This window comes from Streptomyces sp. NPDC006339, from assembly GCF_040612775.1.
Taxonomy (GTDB): domain Bacteria; phylum Actinomycetota; class Actinomycetes; order Streptomycetales; family Streptomycetaceae; genus Streptomyces.
This window is the reverse complement of the sequence record NZ_JBEXQW010000008.1, coordinates 124,583-138,909: the sequence shown is the minus strand read 5'-3', so window position 1 is coordinate 138,909 and position 14,327 is coordinate 124,583. Positions and strand designations below refer to the sequence as shown.

The 14,327-nt window shown below is 73.2% G+C and carries 14 protein-coding genes; 8 read left to right on the top strand and 6 right to left on the bottom strand.

Annotated elements, in window-relative coordinates:
• Positions 1–13 precede the first annotated feature (13 nt).
• The gene (locus ABZ135_RS09005) at positions 14–934 is read right to left on the bottom strand and encodes an ACP S-malonyltransferase (protein ID WP_356693347.1); all 921 of its coding nucleotides are present in this window, start codon (positions 932–934) and stop codon (positions 14–16) included.
• Between the two features lie 89 nt (positions 935–1,023).
• Positions 1,024–2,205 carry a fatty acid biosynthesis transcriptional regulator FasR gene (gene fasR, locus ABZ135_RS09000; RefSeq protein WP_356693345.1) on the bottom strand — a complete coding sequence of 394 codons (1,182 nt, stop codon included), beginning with the start codon at positions 2,203–2,205 and terminating at the stop codon, positions 1,024–1,026.
• A gap of 79 nt (positions 2,206–2,284) precedes the next feature.
• Here fasR and ABZ135_RS08995 point away from each other — a divergent pair, with 79 nt between their 5' ends.
• A complete protein-coding gene (locus tag ABZ135_RS08995) occupies positions 2,285–2,956 on the top strand; it encodes a pirin family protein (RefSeq protein ID WP_356693343.1) in 672 nt (223 codons plus the stop codon).
• 113 nt (positions 2,957–3,069) lie between these two features.
• Here the strand turns inward: ABZ135_RS08995 and ABZ135_RS08990 are convergent, their stop codons facing one another.
• The 3 genes from ABZ135_RS08990 to ABZ135_RS08980 all read right to left on the bottom strand — a co-directional run bounded on the left by ABZ135_RS08990 (position 3,070) and on the right by ABZ135_RS08980 (position 5,853).
• Complete coding sequence (locus tag ABZ135_RS08990; protein ID WP_356693341.1) at positions 3,070–3,663, bottom strand: hypothetical protein; 594 nt, start codon at positions 3,661–3,663, stop codon at positions 3,070–3,072.
• 451 nt (positions 3,664–4,114) lie between these two features.
• Positions 4,115–4,642, bottom strand: a complete 528-nt coding sequence (locus tag ABZ135_RS08985; protein ID WP_356693339.1) for a DinB family protein — start codon at positions 4,640–4,642, stop codon at positions 4,115–4,117.
• Positions 4,643–4,683: 41 nt separating this feature from the next.
• On the bottom strand, positions 4,684–5,853 hold the full coding sequence (locus tag ABZ135_RS08980; RefSeq protein WP_356693337.1) for an Ig-like domain-containing protein: 1,170 nt from the start codon (positions 5,851–5,853) through the stop codon (positions 4,684–4,686).
• 231 nt (positions 5,854–6,084) lie between these two features.
• Here ABZ135_RS08980 and ABZ135_RS08975 point away from each other — a divergent pair, with 231 nt between their 5' ends.
• The 5 genes from ABZ135_RS08975 (at position 6,085) to ABZ135_RS08955 (ending at position 11,881) form a co-directional block, all read left to right on the top strand.
• The gene (locus ABZ135_RS08975; RefSeq protein ID WP_356693487.1) at positions 6,085–7,278 is read left to right on the top strand and encodes a peptidoglycan bridge formation glycyltransferase FemA/FemB family protein; all 1,194 of its coding nucleotides are present in this window, start codon (positions 6,085–6,087) and stop codon (positions 7,276–7,278) included.
• Entirely contained in the window at positions 7,275–8,990 is a 1,716-nt protein-coding gene (murJ, locus tag ABZ135_RS08970) for a murein biosynthesis integral membrane protein MurJ (RefSeq protein WP_356693335.1), read from the top strand. Before ABZ135_RS08975 ends, murJ begins: the two co-directional genes overlap by 4 nt.
• Positions 8,991–9,054: 64 nt before the next feature.
• Entirely contained in the window at positions 9,055–9,738 is a 684-nt protein-coding gene (locus tag ABZ135_RS08965) for a response regulator transcription factor (protein ID WP_356693333.1), read from the top strand.
• Entirely contained in the window at positions 9,735–11,222 is a 1,488-nt protein-coding gene (locus ABZ135_RS08960) for a HAMP domain-containing sensor histidine kinase (RefSeq protein ID WP_356693331.1), read from the top strand. Before ABZ135_RS08965 ends, ABZ135_RS08960 begins: the two co-directional genes overlap by 4 nt.
• Positions 11,219–11,881 (top strand): hypothetical protein, encoded by a 663-nt coding sequence (locus ABZ135_RS08955; protein WP_356693329.1) that lies wholly within the window; start codon positions 11,219–11,221, stop codon positions 11,879–11,881. Before ABZ135_RS08960 ends, ABZ135_RS08955 begins: the two co-directional genes overlap by 4 nt.
• 72 nt (positions 11,882–11,953) lie before the next feature.
• Here ABZ135_RS08955 and ABZ135_RS08950 read toward each other — a convergent pair whose 3' ends face one another.
• Positions 11,954–12,781 carry a serine hydrolase domain-containing protein gene (locus ABZ135_RS08950; protein WP_356693327.1) on the bottom strand — a complete coding sequence of 276 codons (828 nt, stop codon included), beginning with the start codon at positions 12,779–12,781 and terminating at the stop codon, positions 11,954–11,956.
• Positions 12,782–12,833: 52 nt separating this feature from the next.
• Between ABZ135_RS08950 and ABZ135_RS08945 the strand changes: the two genes are divergently transcribed.
• Positions 12,834–13,256, top strand: coding sequence for a MerR family transcriptional regulator (locus ABZ135_RS08945; RefSeq protein ID WP_356693325.1), 423 nt, complete (start codon positions 12,834–12,836; stop codon positions 13,254–13,256).
• Positions 13,253–14,284: an aldo/keto reductase gene (locus tag ABZ135_RS08940; RefSeq protein ID WP_356693323.1), complete on the top strand. Its 1,032-nt coding sequence runs from the start codon at positions 13,253–13,255 to the stop codon at positions 14,282–14,284. The genes ABZ135_RS08945 and ABZ135_RS08940 overlap by 4 nt, the downstream gene beginning before the upstream one ends.
• Positions 14,285–14,327 lie beyond the last annotated feature (43 nt).

Sequence of the window (14,327 nt, the reverse complement as noted above, 5' to 3'; positions counted from 1 at the left end):
CTTCTCGACACTCCTACTCAGCCGTGGTCGTCTCAGCGACGAGCGTGCGGGCCGCGTCGAGGTCGTCCGGGGTCTTCAGGGCCACGGTGCGGACACCGGGCAGGGCGCGCTTGGCGAGGCCGGTCAGGGTGCCGCCGGGGCACACCTCGATCAGGCCGGTCACACCGAGCTCCTGGAAGGTCTCCATGCACAGGTCCCAGCGGACCGGGTTGGCGACCTGGCCGACCAGGCGGGCGATGACCTCCGCGCCGCCGGTGACGACCCGGCCGTCCTTGTTGGACACGTAACGCACGGCCGGGTCCGCCGGGGACAGCTCCTTGGCCGCCGCCTCCAGGGTCGCGACCGCCGGGGCCATGTGGTGCGTGTGGAACGCGCCGGCGACCTTCAGCGGGACGACCCGGCGGACGCCCTCGGGCTTGTCCTCGGCCAGGGCGGCCAACTGCTCGAGCGTGCCGGCGGCCACGATCTGGCCCGCGCCGTTCACGTTCGCCGGGGTGAGACCCAGCTTCTCGAGGTGGGGGACGACCACCTCGGGTTCGCCGCCGAGCAGCGCCGACATGCCGGTCGCGGTGATCGCGGCGGCCTCGGCCATCGCCAGACCACGCGTCCGTACGAGACGCAGCGCGGCGGTGTCGTCGAGGACGCCCGCGAACGCGGCCGCGGTGATCTCACCGACGCTGTGGCCCGCGACGGCGCCGGGGGACACCTCACCGAGGGCCGTGGCGGACAGCAGACCCGCGGCGACGAGCAGCGGCTGGGCCACGGCGGTGTCGCGGATCTCGTCCGCGTCGGCCTTCGTGCCGTAGTGGGCAAGGTCGAGCCCGATGGCGTCGGACCAGGCCGCGACGCGGTCGGCGGCACCGGGGAGTTCGAGCCAGGGAGTCAGGAAGCCGGGCGTCTGGGCGCCTTGGCCGGGAGCGACGAGTACGAGCACCCTCACACTCTCTCTTGTGGACGGTCCTGGACGCCCGTGGGGACAAGGACGAAGAACCGTCGGTCGAATTGTTGGTGTTCGACAAAAGTCTAGGACTGCGTCTCCGCGTCGGCCAAGCGCCCGAGGATCAGCGCGATCCGCAGCGTGAAGGCGGAGCGCACATCGGAGGGTGACCAGCCGGTGACATCGGTCACACGTCGAAGCCGGTAGCGCACGGTGTTGGGATGCACGAACAGCATGCGTGCCGCGCCCTCCAGGCTGCTCGCCTGCTCCAGATAGACGCTCAACGTCTCCAGCAGGGCCGAGCCCGCCTCCTCCAGCGGTCTGTAGATCTCCTCCACCAACTGCTCGCGGGCCGAAGGGTCGGAGGCGATCGCGCGCTCCGGAAGGAGATCGTCCGCGAGGACCGGCCGCGGGGCGTCCTGCCAGGCGGAGCACGCCTTGAGGCCGGCCGCGGCCGCCTGCGCGGACCGGGTCGCGGCGAGCAGGTCGGGGACGACGGGGCCGGCCACCACCGGCCCGGCCGCGTACGGCCCGATCAGCGCCTTGGCGACGGCCAGCGGATTGTCGTTGCCGCCCGCGATGACGACGAGCCGGTCGCCGAGGACACCGGTGAGGACCTGGAGCTTGGCGTGCCGGGCCGCCCGCCGGATCGCCTCCACGGTCAGCTCGCTGTCGCCGTCGGGTGCCGTGCCGAGCACCACGCACACGTTCTCCGGCGAGTTCCAGCCGAGGGCCGCGGCCCGGGACACCGCGCCCTCGTCGGCCTCGCCGGACAGCACAGCGTTGACCACGAGCGACTCGAGCCGGGCGTCCCACGCGCCACGGGCCTCCGCGGCCTGCGCGTACACCTGGGCGGTCGCGAACGCGATCTCCCGGGCGTACACGAGCAGCGCCTCCCGGAGGACCGACTCGTCACCGGGCGCCGCGACCTCCTCGATCGCCGACTCCATGACCTCGATGGTCGTGCGCACCATCTCCACGGTCTGCCGCAGCGTGATCGCCCGGGTCAGCTCGCGCGGCGCCGTCCCGAAGACATCGGTGGAGATCGCCTGCGGCGTCTCCGGGTGCCGGAACCACTCGGTGAACGCGGCGATACCGGCCTGCGCCACCAGACCGATCCACGACCGGTTCTCGGGCGGCATCGCCCGGTACCACGGCAGCGTCTCGTCCATGCGGGCAATGGCGTTGGCGGCGAGCCGGCCGGAGGACTGTTCGAGGCGCTTGAGGGTGGCGGGGTGCGGGTGAGCGGCGTTCACGGGTTCAGACACGGGGACAAGACTGCCTTATCGGGACGGCCGTGTGCGGGGTCGGGGCGGTTTCGCCCGGGTCGTGACCTACCGTGATCCCGTGATACGCATCCAGAGCGGCGGGGAGCGGTACCCCGGAGGCGACCCGGACGCCGGGATCGACACCCGGCACGCCTTCTCCTTCGGCCGGTTCTACGACCCCGACAACCTCCGCTTCGGCGCGCTGCTCGCCTGCAACGAGGAGCGCCTCGCGCCGGGCGCCGGCTTCGACGAGCACCCGCACAGTCACACGGAGATCGTCACCTGGGTCGTCGAGGGCGAGCTCACCCACCGCGACTCGACGGGCCGCGCGACGCTCGTCCGGCCCGGGGACCTCCAGCACCTGAGCGCGGCGGCCGGGGTGCGGCACGTGGAGCGCAACGACGGTCCCGAGCCGCTCGTCTTCGTCCAGATGTGGCTGGCCCCGCTGGAGCCGGGCGGCGAGCCGTCGTACGCGGTGGTGCGCGGCATCGCCGACGCCACCCCGTACGCGGTGCCGGCGTCCGGCGCGCTGCTCCACGTCCGCCGCCTCCAGCCGGGCGACCTGGCGGCCCTCCCGGACGCGGACCTCCTCTACGTCCACGTGGCCCGCGGCACGGTCCGCCTCGCCGGTGAGGAACTCTCGGCGGGCGACGCGGCCCGCGTCACGGGGGAGACGGGGCCGGCGCTGCTGGCGACGGGGGACGCGGAGGTCCTGGTGTGGGAGATGCGGGGCGCGTCGGGCGGTGTCTGACCCGGGCGGGCTGCCGCGTGGGCCCTCGGACCGGCGGCGTTCGCGGTAACTTGGGGGTGGCTCCCGGCACTTCGACTGCCGGGAGCCACCCTGCTCGGCGCGGGCTCAGGGCCTCAGCAGTTCTTGCAGTTGGCGTGGCAGGCCGGGTCCTTGGCCGGCTTGGGGTACTGGCGGATGCGGTGGTGGTGCAGCCAGTTGTCGTTGTCGCCCCCGTTGGGCAGGATCACCGGCGGGATGCGGTCGCAACCGCTCGTGGTGGACGGGTTGTTGGTGTAGGGCGCGAGGGACAGCTCGGTGAAGCGCGCCGGGCTGATGATGTGCGAGCGGTCGGCCACCGGCTGGAAGATCCAGAGCTGGGACAGCGCCGCGATCGTGTTGCTGTCCTTGTCGGGCGTCGGGTCGGGGAAGACGATGCCCTGGTTGATGGGCGCGTTCTGGGGGTTGTTCGGGTCGAAGGGGATGGCCATCACCTTCTTGGTCGAGACGTTGTGGATGCGGTAGGCGACCACCCCGTCGGTGATGAGGTACGCCTCCAGGCTCCAGAGGGCGGCGGCGTCGTGGTTCATGTCGCCCATGAGGGGGTCCTGCTTGAGCTGCAGGTCACCGGCCTGGGCGAGGTAGCTGCCGCTGAGGCGGTGCTGGAAGACGACCGGGGTCTGCAGACAGGCGGAGGCCACGATGTCGTTCGTGGGGTCGTAATAGACCATGGGATTTCCCTTTCTTCTGTCGCGAAACAGCCCGCGAGTGCCGGGCTGTTTTCGTGTCGACCGGAAAGCGAAGAGTGCATTCCGCTTCTGTCGTGAATTTCCCCGGTGGCGGGAACGGGTAATCCGGGATTCGGCGGCGCACGGATAGGTGGGCGGAATCAATTCGGATTGTATGACTGAGTGGTGGTGTGCCCGGCGTACACCGGCTCATGGGGATCGCCGTCTCCGTACGGGGCCGTGCGCCTGCTCAGCGACGGCGCGCGGACCGGCGCGAGACCGGCCGGCGGCGGTGCACACCGAAAAGGGGGCGTTCCCGTAAGGAGGAGTCCCGGCCCGGCGATTCGGTTCCCGAAGCGGGCGACATTTTTCGGTACGGAAAACAGCGACGGGCACGACCGGGGAAAACGGTCGCGCCCGTCGCGGAGCAGGAAACGTCGGAACGGGAAAAGCCTCAGACGCCCGTCCGGCCGTCGAGGAGTTCGCGGATGATGTCCAGGTGGCCGTTGTGGCGGGCGGTCTCCTCGATGAGGTGGAGGAGGATCCAGCGCAGGTCCACGTGGCGGCCGTCGCGGACGGGACGCCGGGCCTTGGTGTCCAGGTCGTGGTCGGCGACCAGGCGGCGCAGGCGGGCGCTCTGCTCCTCGTAGTCGGCGAGGAGCTGGGCCAGCGGGATGTCGACGGCCGTGCGCATCTCCGGGTCGGGGTCCTCGTCGGTGGCCTCGGCGAGGGGGCCCTCGAGGGTGCCGTCGAGGAAGACCACGTCCAGCCACCAGTGTTCGGCCCAGCGCAGATGGCTGATCAGGCCGCAGATCGTCATCAGCGGCGAGCCCGGGAGGGGCGCCGTGCGGGCGTTCTGTGCGGACACGCCCTCGCACTTGGCGAGCGCCGTGGCGCGGGCGTAGTCCAGGAAGGTGGTCAACTGCGTGCGCTCGTCCCAGGCGGGAGGCGTATCGGTGCGTGATGTCTGAGTCTGGGTCATCGCGGCGAAGTCTGCCCCCGCCCCGCGAGGCTGTCGAACGGTTATCGCAGCGCGCTCTTCTTCTGCCAGTCCGCCCAGCTCACGTTCCACGCCCCGTAGCCGTTGCCCTCCGCCACCGTGCCCTTCGTGTCCGCGCCCTCGATCTCGAAGGGGTCGCCCGGGCGGACCGACGCGTAGAAGGACGAGGCGTCGGCGGTGCTCATGCCGATGCAGCCGGAGCTCTTGTTCGCGACGCCGAAGTAGCGCGCGTTCCAGGGGGCCGCGTGCGCGTACATGCCCGACCAGGTCAGCCGCATCGAGTAGTCGACCATCTTGTCGTAGGCGTCGCCCAGGCCGACCGTCTCCGAGTTCATGCGGATCGTGCCCTCCTTCGCCATGAGGACGGCCGTGCCCCGCCAGGAGCGCTTGTCGCCGCCGGGGGTGCCGCCGGAGACCGGGATCGTGCGGACGGTACGGCCGTCGCGGACCACGGACAGCTTCTTCGCGTCCAGGTCGACCTTGATCACCTGGGCCTGGTCGGAGACGGTGAAACCGGTGCGGTAGTCCCGGACGAACCAGCCGCCGCTGCCGCCCGAATCCGTACCGTTCAGCGTCGCGTCCAGGGTCACCTTGGTGCCGGGCTTCCAGTACTCCTTCGGCCGCCAGTCCACCCGGTCCCGGCCCGACCAGTCCGTCAGCCAGCCCCACGAGCCCTCGGTGGCGTTCGACGTGGTGACCTTCAGCCGTCGTTCCACCTCCGCCTTGTTCTTCACCGGGTGGTCGAAGACGATCGACAGCGGCTGCGCGATGCCCACCGTCGTGTTCTTGCCGGGCGCCAGGGTCAGCTTGTTGACCTTGTCCGGCTCCGGGAGGGCGTGCGTCGACCGGGCCGTCGTCTCCTTGCCGCCGCTGCCGCGCGACGTCACCTCCACCGTGTACGTCGTGCCGGGCGCCGCGGTGCGCTCGGACACCCACGAGGCGCCGCCCGAAGCCGTACGGCCCGCCAGCTCGGCGCCGTCCTCGTCGACGACCCTCACCCGGGCGAGGCTGCCGCCGCTCGCGGTCACCGTCAGCGGCCGGCCGGCCACCGGCGGGGCCACGGTCACCTTCGCCGGCGTGTCCGGAGAGGCGGCGGCCCGCGGCGGGGCCTCGTCCGCCGTCGCCGCCGAACAGGCGGTCAGCGAGGCCGCGGTGAGGAGGAACAGGGGAATGCGTATGCGCGTCCGCAGCACGGGACAGACCTCCGCGGTGGAGCCGGTCGAGCCGGAAAAGGTGGGATGCGTCGGACTGTAGGACGCCCACGGCGGCCCGCGCCCGGCCCGGCGCCCATGTGACGACCGCTGATGAGAAACGGTCATCGTCCGGTGACATTCCTCGCGCGGAGCGGTCAATACCGGCTGTGAGCCTGCTGTGCGCCCCACCACCGACCGGGGCGGAACAAGGAGGCTCCCGTTGTGTCAGCGATGCTCGTGACGCCCGCGCCCGCACCCACGCCCGCATCCGCGCCCGGCCCGGCGCCCGCCCTCCGGCTCGGGCCCGTGACCCCCGAGGCGTACCGCGCGTTCCTCGCCGCCCGCTCCACCGGCCCCGACGGGCCGAGCTTCCTCCAACTCCCCGCCTGGGCCCAGGTGAAGGAAGGCTGGACCCACCAGCTCCTCGGCTGGGGCCCGGAAGGCGGGCGGCTCACCGGTGTCGCCCTCGTGCTGCTGCGGAACTTCCCCAGGACCCGCAAGTACTTCGCCTACCTCCCCGAAGGCCCCGTCGCCGACTGGGCCGACCCCGACCTCGACGGCTGGCTCCAGCCCCTCCTCGCCCACCTGCGGGGCGCCGGCGTCTTCGCCGTACGCATCGGACCCGGGCCCGCCCACCGCCGCTGGACCGCCGCCACCCTCAAGGCCCACACGGGCCCCGGCCGGCGCCTGGCCGACGTCCTCGCCAGCGAGGTCGACCCGCTCGGCTCCGCCGTCGCCGAACGGCTGCGGGCCCGCGGCTGGCGCAAGTGCGGCGGCGACTCCGACGACGGCGCCGACGCCCAGCCGCGCCACGTCTACCAGGTGCCCCTCACCGGCCGCACCACCGACGACCTGTGGTCCGGCCTCAACCAGGAGTGGCGGCGCAACATCCGCAAGGCCCGCAAGTCCGGCGTGGAGGTCGTCGTGGGCTCCGCCGCCGACCTGCCCGAGTTCCACCGGCTCCTCGGCATCACCGAGCGGCGCGACGGCTTCCGGCTCGGCCGCTCGCTCGCGTACTACGAGCGCCAGTACGCCGTCCTCAACGCCGAGCACCCCGGCCGGATGAAGCTCTACCTCGCCCGCCACGAGGGCGAGATCCTCGCCGCCCACACCATGATCACCGTCGGCCGGCGGGTCTGGTACCAGACCGGCGCCTCCGCCGACCACCGCCGCGAGGTCCGCCCCTCCAACGCCCTGCAGTGGCGCATGATGCTCGACGCCCACGCCCTCGGAGCCGACGTCTACGACCTGCGCGGGGTACCCTCCACCCTCGACCCGGACGACCGCGCCCACGGGCTGCTGCGCTGGAAGCTCGGCACCGGCGGACACGTCGTCGAGACCCTGGGGGAGTGGGAGACACCGTTGCCCGGCACGACCAACCACACGCTGTACCGCGCCTTCCAGGCGTACCTGGCCCGCCGATGACGACGCCGGGCGCGGCGCCGGCCGCGGCGACGGCGACCGGCGGCGGGGCCGCGACGACGACCGGTGACGCGACGGCGACGACGACCGACGGTGACAAGACGGCGACCGGCGGGGCCGCGCCCCGCCCCTCCGTGCTGCGCAGCGGCGCGCTCATGGCCGCCGGCTCGCTCGTCTCGCGCGCCACCGGCTTCGTACGCTCCGCCGTCGTCGCCGCGGCCATCGGCACCGGCCTCGTCGCCGACGGCTACGCGCTCGGCAACTCCCTCCCCACCATCGTCTACATGCTGCTGCTCGGCGGCGCGCTCAACGCCGTCTTCGTGCCCGAACTCGTCAAGGCCGCCAAGGAACACGAGGACGGCGGCGTCGCCTACACCGACCGGCTGCTCACCCTCTGCGTGCTCGCCCTCACCGTCCTCACCGCCGCCGCCGTGCTCGCCGCGCCCGCCGTCGTCGACGCCTACGCCGACTACACCGGCGCCCAGCGCGACATGACGATCGCCTTCGCCCGCTCCTGCCTGCCGCAGATCTTCTTCCTCGGCCTGTTCACCCTGCTCGGACAGGTCCTCAACGCGCGCGGCCGGTTCGGCGCCATGATGTGGACCCCCGTCCTCAACAACCTCGTCGTCATCGCCGTCTTCGCCCTCTTCCTCACCGTCTCCGACGGCGGCGCCCTCACCCCCGGCGAGACCGCCCTCCTCGGCTGGGGCACCACCGCCGGCATCGCCCTCCAGGCGCTCGCCCTCCTGCCCTCGCTGCGCGCCGCCCGCTTCCGCTGGCGCCCGCGCCTCGACTGGCGCGGCAGCGGACTCACCGCCCCGCTGAAGTCGGCCGGCTGGCTGGTCCTCCTCGTCCTCACCAACCAGGCCGCCTACTGGGTCACCACGAAGATCGCCACCGCGGCCGGCCAGCGGGCCGAAGGCGCCGGGCTCAGCGCGTACAACAACGCCTACCTGCTGTGGGCCGTCCCGCACGGCATCGTCACCGTCGCCCTCGTCACCGCCCTCATGCCCCGGATGAGCGGCGCCGCGGCCGAGGACGACCTCACGGCCGTACGGAAGGACGTCGCCTACGCCCAGCGCACCAGCGCCGCCGCGATCGTCCCCGCCGCCTGCGCCCTCTTCGCGCTCGCGGTCCCGCTGACGGCCACCGTCTTCCAGTACGGCCGCACCGACGCCGGCGCCGTCCGCTCCATGGCCTGGATCCTCATGGCCCTCGCGCCCGGCCTCGTCGCCCTCTCCGGCCAGTACGTGTGCACCCGCGCCTTCTACGCCCTGCGCGACACCCGCACCCCGTTCCTCCTCAACCTGGTCATCGCCGGCCTCAACGCCCTGCTCGCCGTCTGCGCGTACGGGCTCCTGCCGGCCCGCTGGGCCGTGACCGGCATGGCCGCCGGCTACTCCCTCGCCCTGTGGGCCGGCTGGGCCCTCACGGCGTACGTGCTCGGCCGCCGCCTGCGCGCGGGCGCCGCGCCCCAGGGCCCGGGCGCCGGGGCGGCCCTCCTGCGGCTCCTCGTGGCCGCCGTCCCCGCCACCGGCCTCGGCCTCCTCACCGCCGACCTGACCCCGCCCGCCGCCGGACCCGTCCCCTCCGGCCTCGCCGGCGCACTCGCGATCCTCGCCGTCTTCGCCCTCCTGGCCCGCCCCCTGCGCCTCACCGAAGTGCGGGCCCTGCTCACCGGCGCCACCGGCCGTCTCGTACGGCGGCGGGGATGACGGCCGGGACGCCACCCCCGACCCGGCCCGCCCCCCACGCTCTCGACCTTGGGATACTCCACAGATGCCACGCGTGCTGCTGATCGAAGACGACCCCTCCGTCCGCGAAGGCGTCGAGCTCGGGCTCCGGCGCCGAGGACACGAGGTGCGGACCGCCGCGACCGGCGAGACCGGGCTCGCCGCGCTCGGGGAGTTCCGGCCCGACCTGCTGCTGCTCGACCTGATGCTGCCGGGCATGAACGGCGTCCAGGTCTGCCGCCGGGTCCGCGAGACCAGCCTGCTGCCGATCATCATGCTCACCGCCCGCGGCGACGACTTCGACGTCGTCGTCGGCCTGGAGGCCGGCGCCGACGACTACATCGTCAAACCCGCCCGCACCGAGGTCATCGAAGCCCGCATCCGCGCCGTGCTCCGCCGCATCGAGGAGCCCGGCGGCGGGCGGCCCGCCGTCGAGTTCCACGGCGAACTCGCCGTCGACCGGGCCGGGCTCACCGTCGCCAAGAACGGCGAACGGATCGCCCTCGCCCCCTCCGAACTCAAACTGCTGCTCCACCTCACCGCCGCCCCCGAACAGGTCTTCAGCCGCCAGCAGCTCCTCGAACACGTCTGGGAACACAGCTTCCACGGCGACGCCCGCCTCGTCGACGCCTGCGTCCGCCGCCTCCGCAACAAGATCGAGGACACCCCCGGCGAGCCCCGCTACATCCAGACCCTGCGCGGCTTCGGCTACCGCTTCGGACCGCTGTGAGGGCCCACGTCCCCGGCGACGACCGGCCCCCGAGACGACGACGCCGCCCCCGCCCCTTCGGCCTGCGCACCCGCCTCGTCCTCGCCTTCCTCCTCGTCGCCGCCGTCGGCTGCGGCACCACCGCCGCCCTCACCTACCGCGCCGCCCGCAACGCGATCCTGGAACAGACCCAGGACACCGCCGTCACCGCCTTCCGCCAGCAGGTCGAGACCCTCAACGTCCAGCTCCCGGTCGACCACGACGGCCTCCAGAACGAGCTGCGGCGCATCGCCCGGCAGGGCAAGCCGCGCCCCTGGCGGGTCTACGCCGAGTACGGCGACGTCCGCGTCTCCTCCACCGACCGGCCCGGATCCACCGTCCTCACCCCCGAACTGCGCCGCCGGGCCGGCGCGCCCGGCGCCACCCACGGCAGCTTCCAGCGCGTGGTCAAGAACGGCACCCCGTACCTCACCGTCGCCGTCCCCACCGTCTTCGGCAACTTCCGCGGCCTCCCCGAGGACCACCCCACCGGACTCGTCCTCTACGCGGTCATGGACCTCGGCGAGGAGGAGGCCAACATCGAGGCCATGGTCGTCGCCGCCCGCGACGGCGCCCTGCCCGCCCTGCTCGTCGCCCTCGTCCCCGCCCTCCTCGCCGCCCGGGGCGTGCTGCGCCCCGTCCGCGAGCTGCGGCACGCCGCCCACAGCATGGGACGGGGCCGCCTCGACACCCGCATCCACGCCAAGGGAAGCGACGAACTCGCCGACCTCGCCCGCACCTTCAACGAGTCCGCCGCCGCGCTGGAACGATCCGTCACCGAACTGCGCCGCGCCGAGGCCCGCGCCCGCCGCTTCGCCTCCGACGTCTCCCACGAGCTCCGCACCCCGCTCGCCGGCATGCTCGCCGTCACCGAGGTCCTCGACGAGGACGCCGGCACGCTCGACTCGGACACCGCCCGCGCCGTGCGCCTGATCAGCGCCGAGACCGGCAAACTGGCCGTCCTCGTCGAGGACCTGATGGAGATCTCCCGCTTCGACGCGCGCGCCGCCGAACTGCACACCGACGAGGTCGACGCCGCCGAGACGGTCCGCAGGACCCTCCAGAGCCGGCACTGGGCCGGCCCCGGACCGGCCGCCGCCCAGGTCGACACCGACCTCACCGACGGCATCCGCGTCCGCCTCGACCCGCGCCGCTTCGACGTCGTCGTGGCGAACCTGGTCGGCAACGCGCTCCGGCACGGCGGCCCGCCCGTCACGGTCCGGCTGTACGAGGAGGAGGGCCGGCTCGTCACCGAGGTCGCCGACCGGGGCCCGGGCATCCCGGACGACGTGCTGCCGCACGTCTTCGACCGCTTCTACAAGGGCGACCCGGCCCGCACCCGCTCGGCGGGCAGCGGCCTCGGCCTCGCCATCACCCTGGAGAACGTCCGGCTGCACGGCGGCACCGTCGACGCCGCCAACCGCCCCGACGGCGGCGCCGTCTTCACCGTGAGGATCCCGCTGTGAGCCGGGGCGCGGGCGGAGACACGGGCCGGGGCGCGGGCCGGGGCCAGGGCGTGGGCCGGGGCCGGGGGGTGCGGACGGTCCTGGGCCGTACGGTCCTCGGTCTCGCCGCGCTGCTGAGCCTGCCGTCGCTCGCCGCCTGCGGCATACAGAAGAGCGACGTCGTCGAGGCCGGCGGCCCCGCCCCGGTCACCGTGCACCCGACCGGCGGCATCCGGATGCTGCTGTTCTTCGTCGACCGCGACGGACGGCTCATGCCGGTCGCCCGCGACCTCCGCCCGGACATCGGGATCGGCCCCGACACGGAGGAAGGGGCCCAGGGGATCGAACCGACGACGCCCCCCGAGGTCGACTACCGCGTTCCCTCCGACAAGCTCCTCAGCGCCCTCCTCGAAGGCCCCGAGGACAAGGAACGCGCCGCCGGGCTCACCACCCGGCTCACCCCCCACGGCTCCTACCAGGTACAGGTGACCCCCTCCAAGAACGCCGGCACCCCGGTCGTCCTCGTCCGGGTCGCGACCCGGGTCAAGGACCTCGACCCCGTGGCCGTACGCCAGCTCGTGTGCACCGCCGCGTACGCCGAGGACCCCACCGGCGCGGTGCCGGTCGGCATCCGCGGACTCGACGGGGAACTGGCCGCGACCGGCTGCCGGATGGACTAGGGAACGCGCTTGGCGACGTGCTGCCGGATGGACTGGGGCACGCGTCTGACGACGTGCTGCCTCACGGCCGCGTCAGGCGCGCAGGTCCGCGAGCACCGCGTCCGTGAACGGCGGCCACGCCTCGATCGCCCACGGCCCGAAAGGCCGGTCGGTCAGCGCCACGCACGCGGCGCGCGCGTCCGGGTCGACCCACAGGAAGGTGCCGGACTGGCCGAAGTGCCCGAAAGTGCGCGGCGAGGACGAGGCCCCCGTCCAGTGCGGCGCCTTCGAGTCGCGGATCTCGAAGCCGAGACCCCAGTCGTTGGGCTTCTGGTGCCCGTAGCCCGGCAGGATGCCCGTCAGCCCCGGGTACGTCACCGTCATCGCGTCCAGGACCGTACGCGCGTCGAGCAGACGCGGCGCCTGGACCTCGGCGGCGAAGCGCACCAGGTCGTCCACGGTCGAGACGCCGTCCTTCGCGGGCGAGCCGTCCAAGGTCGTGTCCGCCATGCCGAGCGGCTCCAGGACCGCCTGGCGCAGATAGTCGGCGAAGGGGATGTCCGTCGCCTTGGCGACGTGGTCGCCGAGCGCCTCGAAACCGGTGTTGGAATAGATCCGGCGGGTGCCCGGCGCCGCCATCACCCGGTCCTCGTCGAAGGCCAGACCCGACGTGTGGGCGAGCAGATGCCGCACCGTCGCGCCCTCGGGCCCGGCCGGCTCGTCCAGATCGATCGCCCCCTCCTCGTACGCCACGAGGACCGCGTACGCCGCGAGCGGCTTGGTGACGGAAGCGAGCGGGAACCGCCGCCCGGTGGGGCCGTGACGTCCCGCCACGGTGCCGTCCGCGCGGACGACGGCGGCGGCCGCCGTGGGAACGGGCCAGTTCTCGATCGACGCCAGACTCGGCACGCTGCTCTGCATGCCGCCGAGCCTACTTGCTTCGAGTGCACTCCAACCTTTTAGCGTGGTGGCCATGAGCGTGATCGAGAGCACGAGCGCGGCGAACGCCACCCAGGAGCGGTTCACGATCAGCGAGGTCGCGGCCCTCACCGGCCTCTCCGCGCACACCCTGCGCTGGTACGAGCGGATCGGACTGATGCCCCACATCGACCGCTCCCACACCGGGCAGCGCCGCTTCACCCGGCGCGACCTGGACTGGCTCGGCTTCGTCGGCAAACTGCGGCTCACCGGCATGTCCGTCGCCGACATGGTCCGCTACGCGGAACTCGTGCGGGCCGGCGACCACACCCACGACGCGCGGCGCGAGCTCCTGGAGACCACCCGGCGCGACGTCCGCGCCCGCATCGCCGAACTCCAGGACACCCTCGCCGTGCTCGACCTCAAGATCGGCTACTACAGCAACCGGACGCCCACCTGCGGAGAGGCCCCCTCATGAGCACCACCCCCAGCGGCAGGATCGCCACCGTACGCCTCGGCGGCCCCGACGGGCCGGAGACCGGCGTCCAGGGCTTCGGAGCGATGGGCATCAGCGAGTTCTACGGGGACACCGACGAAGCCGCCGCCCGCGACACCCTCGAAGCGGCCCTCGAGGCCGGTGTCACCCTCATCGACACGGCCGACGTCTACGGGCAGGGCGCCAACGAGGAGTTCCTCGCCCCCTTCGTCGCCGCCCACCGCGACGAGATCGTCCTCGCCACCAAGTTCGGCATGGAGCGCCGGGCCGACGACCCCGTGTACCGCGGCATCAACAACCACCCCGCGTACCTGCGGCGCGCCGTCGAGGCGAGTCTGCGCCGCCTCGGCGTGGAGACCATCGACCTCTACTACATGCACCGCCGCGACCCGGCCGTGCCCCTCGAGGAGTCGGTGGGCGCCATGGCCGAGCTCGTGAAGGAGGGCAAGGTCCGGCAGTTGGGCCTGAGCGAGGTGACGGGACCGGAGCTGCGCGAGGCGCACGCCGTGCACCCGATCGCGGCCCTCCAGTCGGAGTGGTCGCTGTTCTCCCGGGACGTGGAGCACAGCGCGGTCGGCGCGGCGGCCGAACTCGGCGTCACCTTCGTGCCGTACTCGCCGCTGGGCCGCGGCTTCCTCACCGGGGCCTTCGCCGACGCCGCCAAGGACCTGGCGGACGACGACTTCCGGCGCCGCCAGCCGCGCTTCACCGGCGAGAACGCGGAGCGGAACGCGGCCCTCCTCGCCCCGCTCCGTACGATCGCGGCGGAGCACGGGGCGACCCCCGCGCAGATCGCCCTGGCCTGGGTCCAGCAGCGCGCGGCCGTGCACGGCCTGACGGTCGTCCCCATCCCCGGCACCCGCAAGCGGTCCCGTCTGGAGGAGAACGCGGCGGCCACCCGGATCACGCTCACGGACGCGCAGCTCGCCGCCCTGGAGCCGATCGCCGCCCGGGTGACGGGGGACCGCTACCCGGACATGACGTTCACGTCGGTGGCGCGGGAGGCGTAGCCGGGGTGGAGCGGGAGGCGTGGGCCCGTGGGGTGGCGGGGGC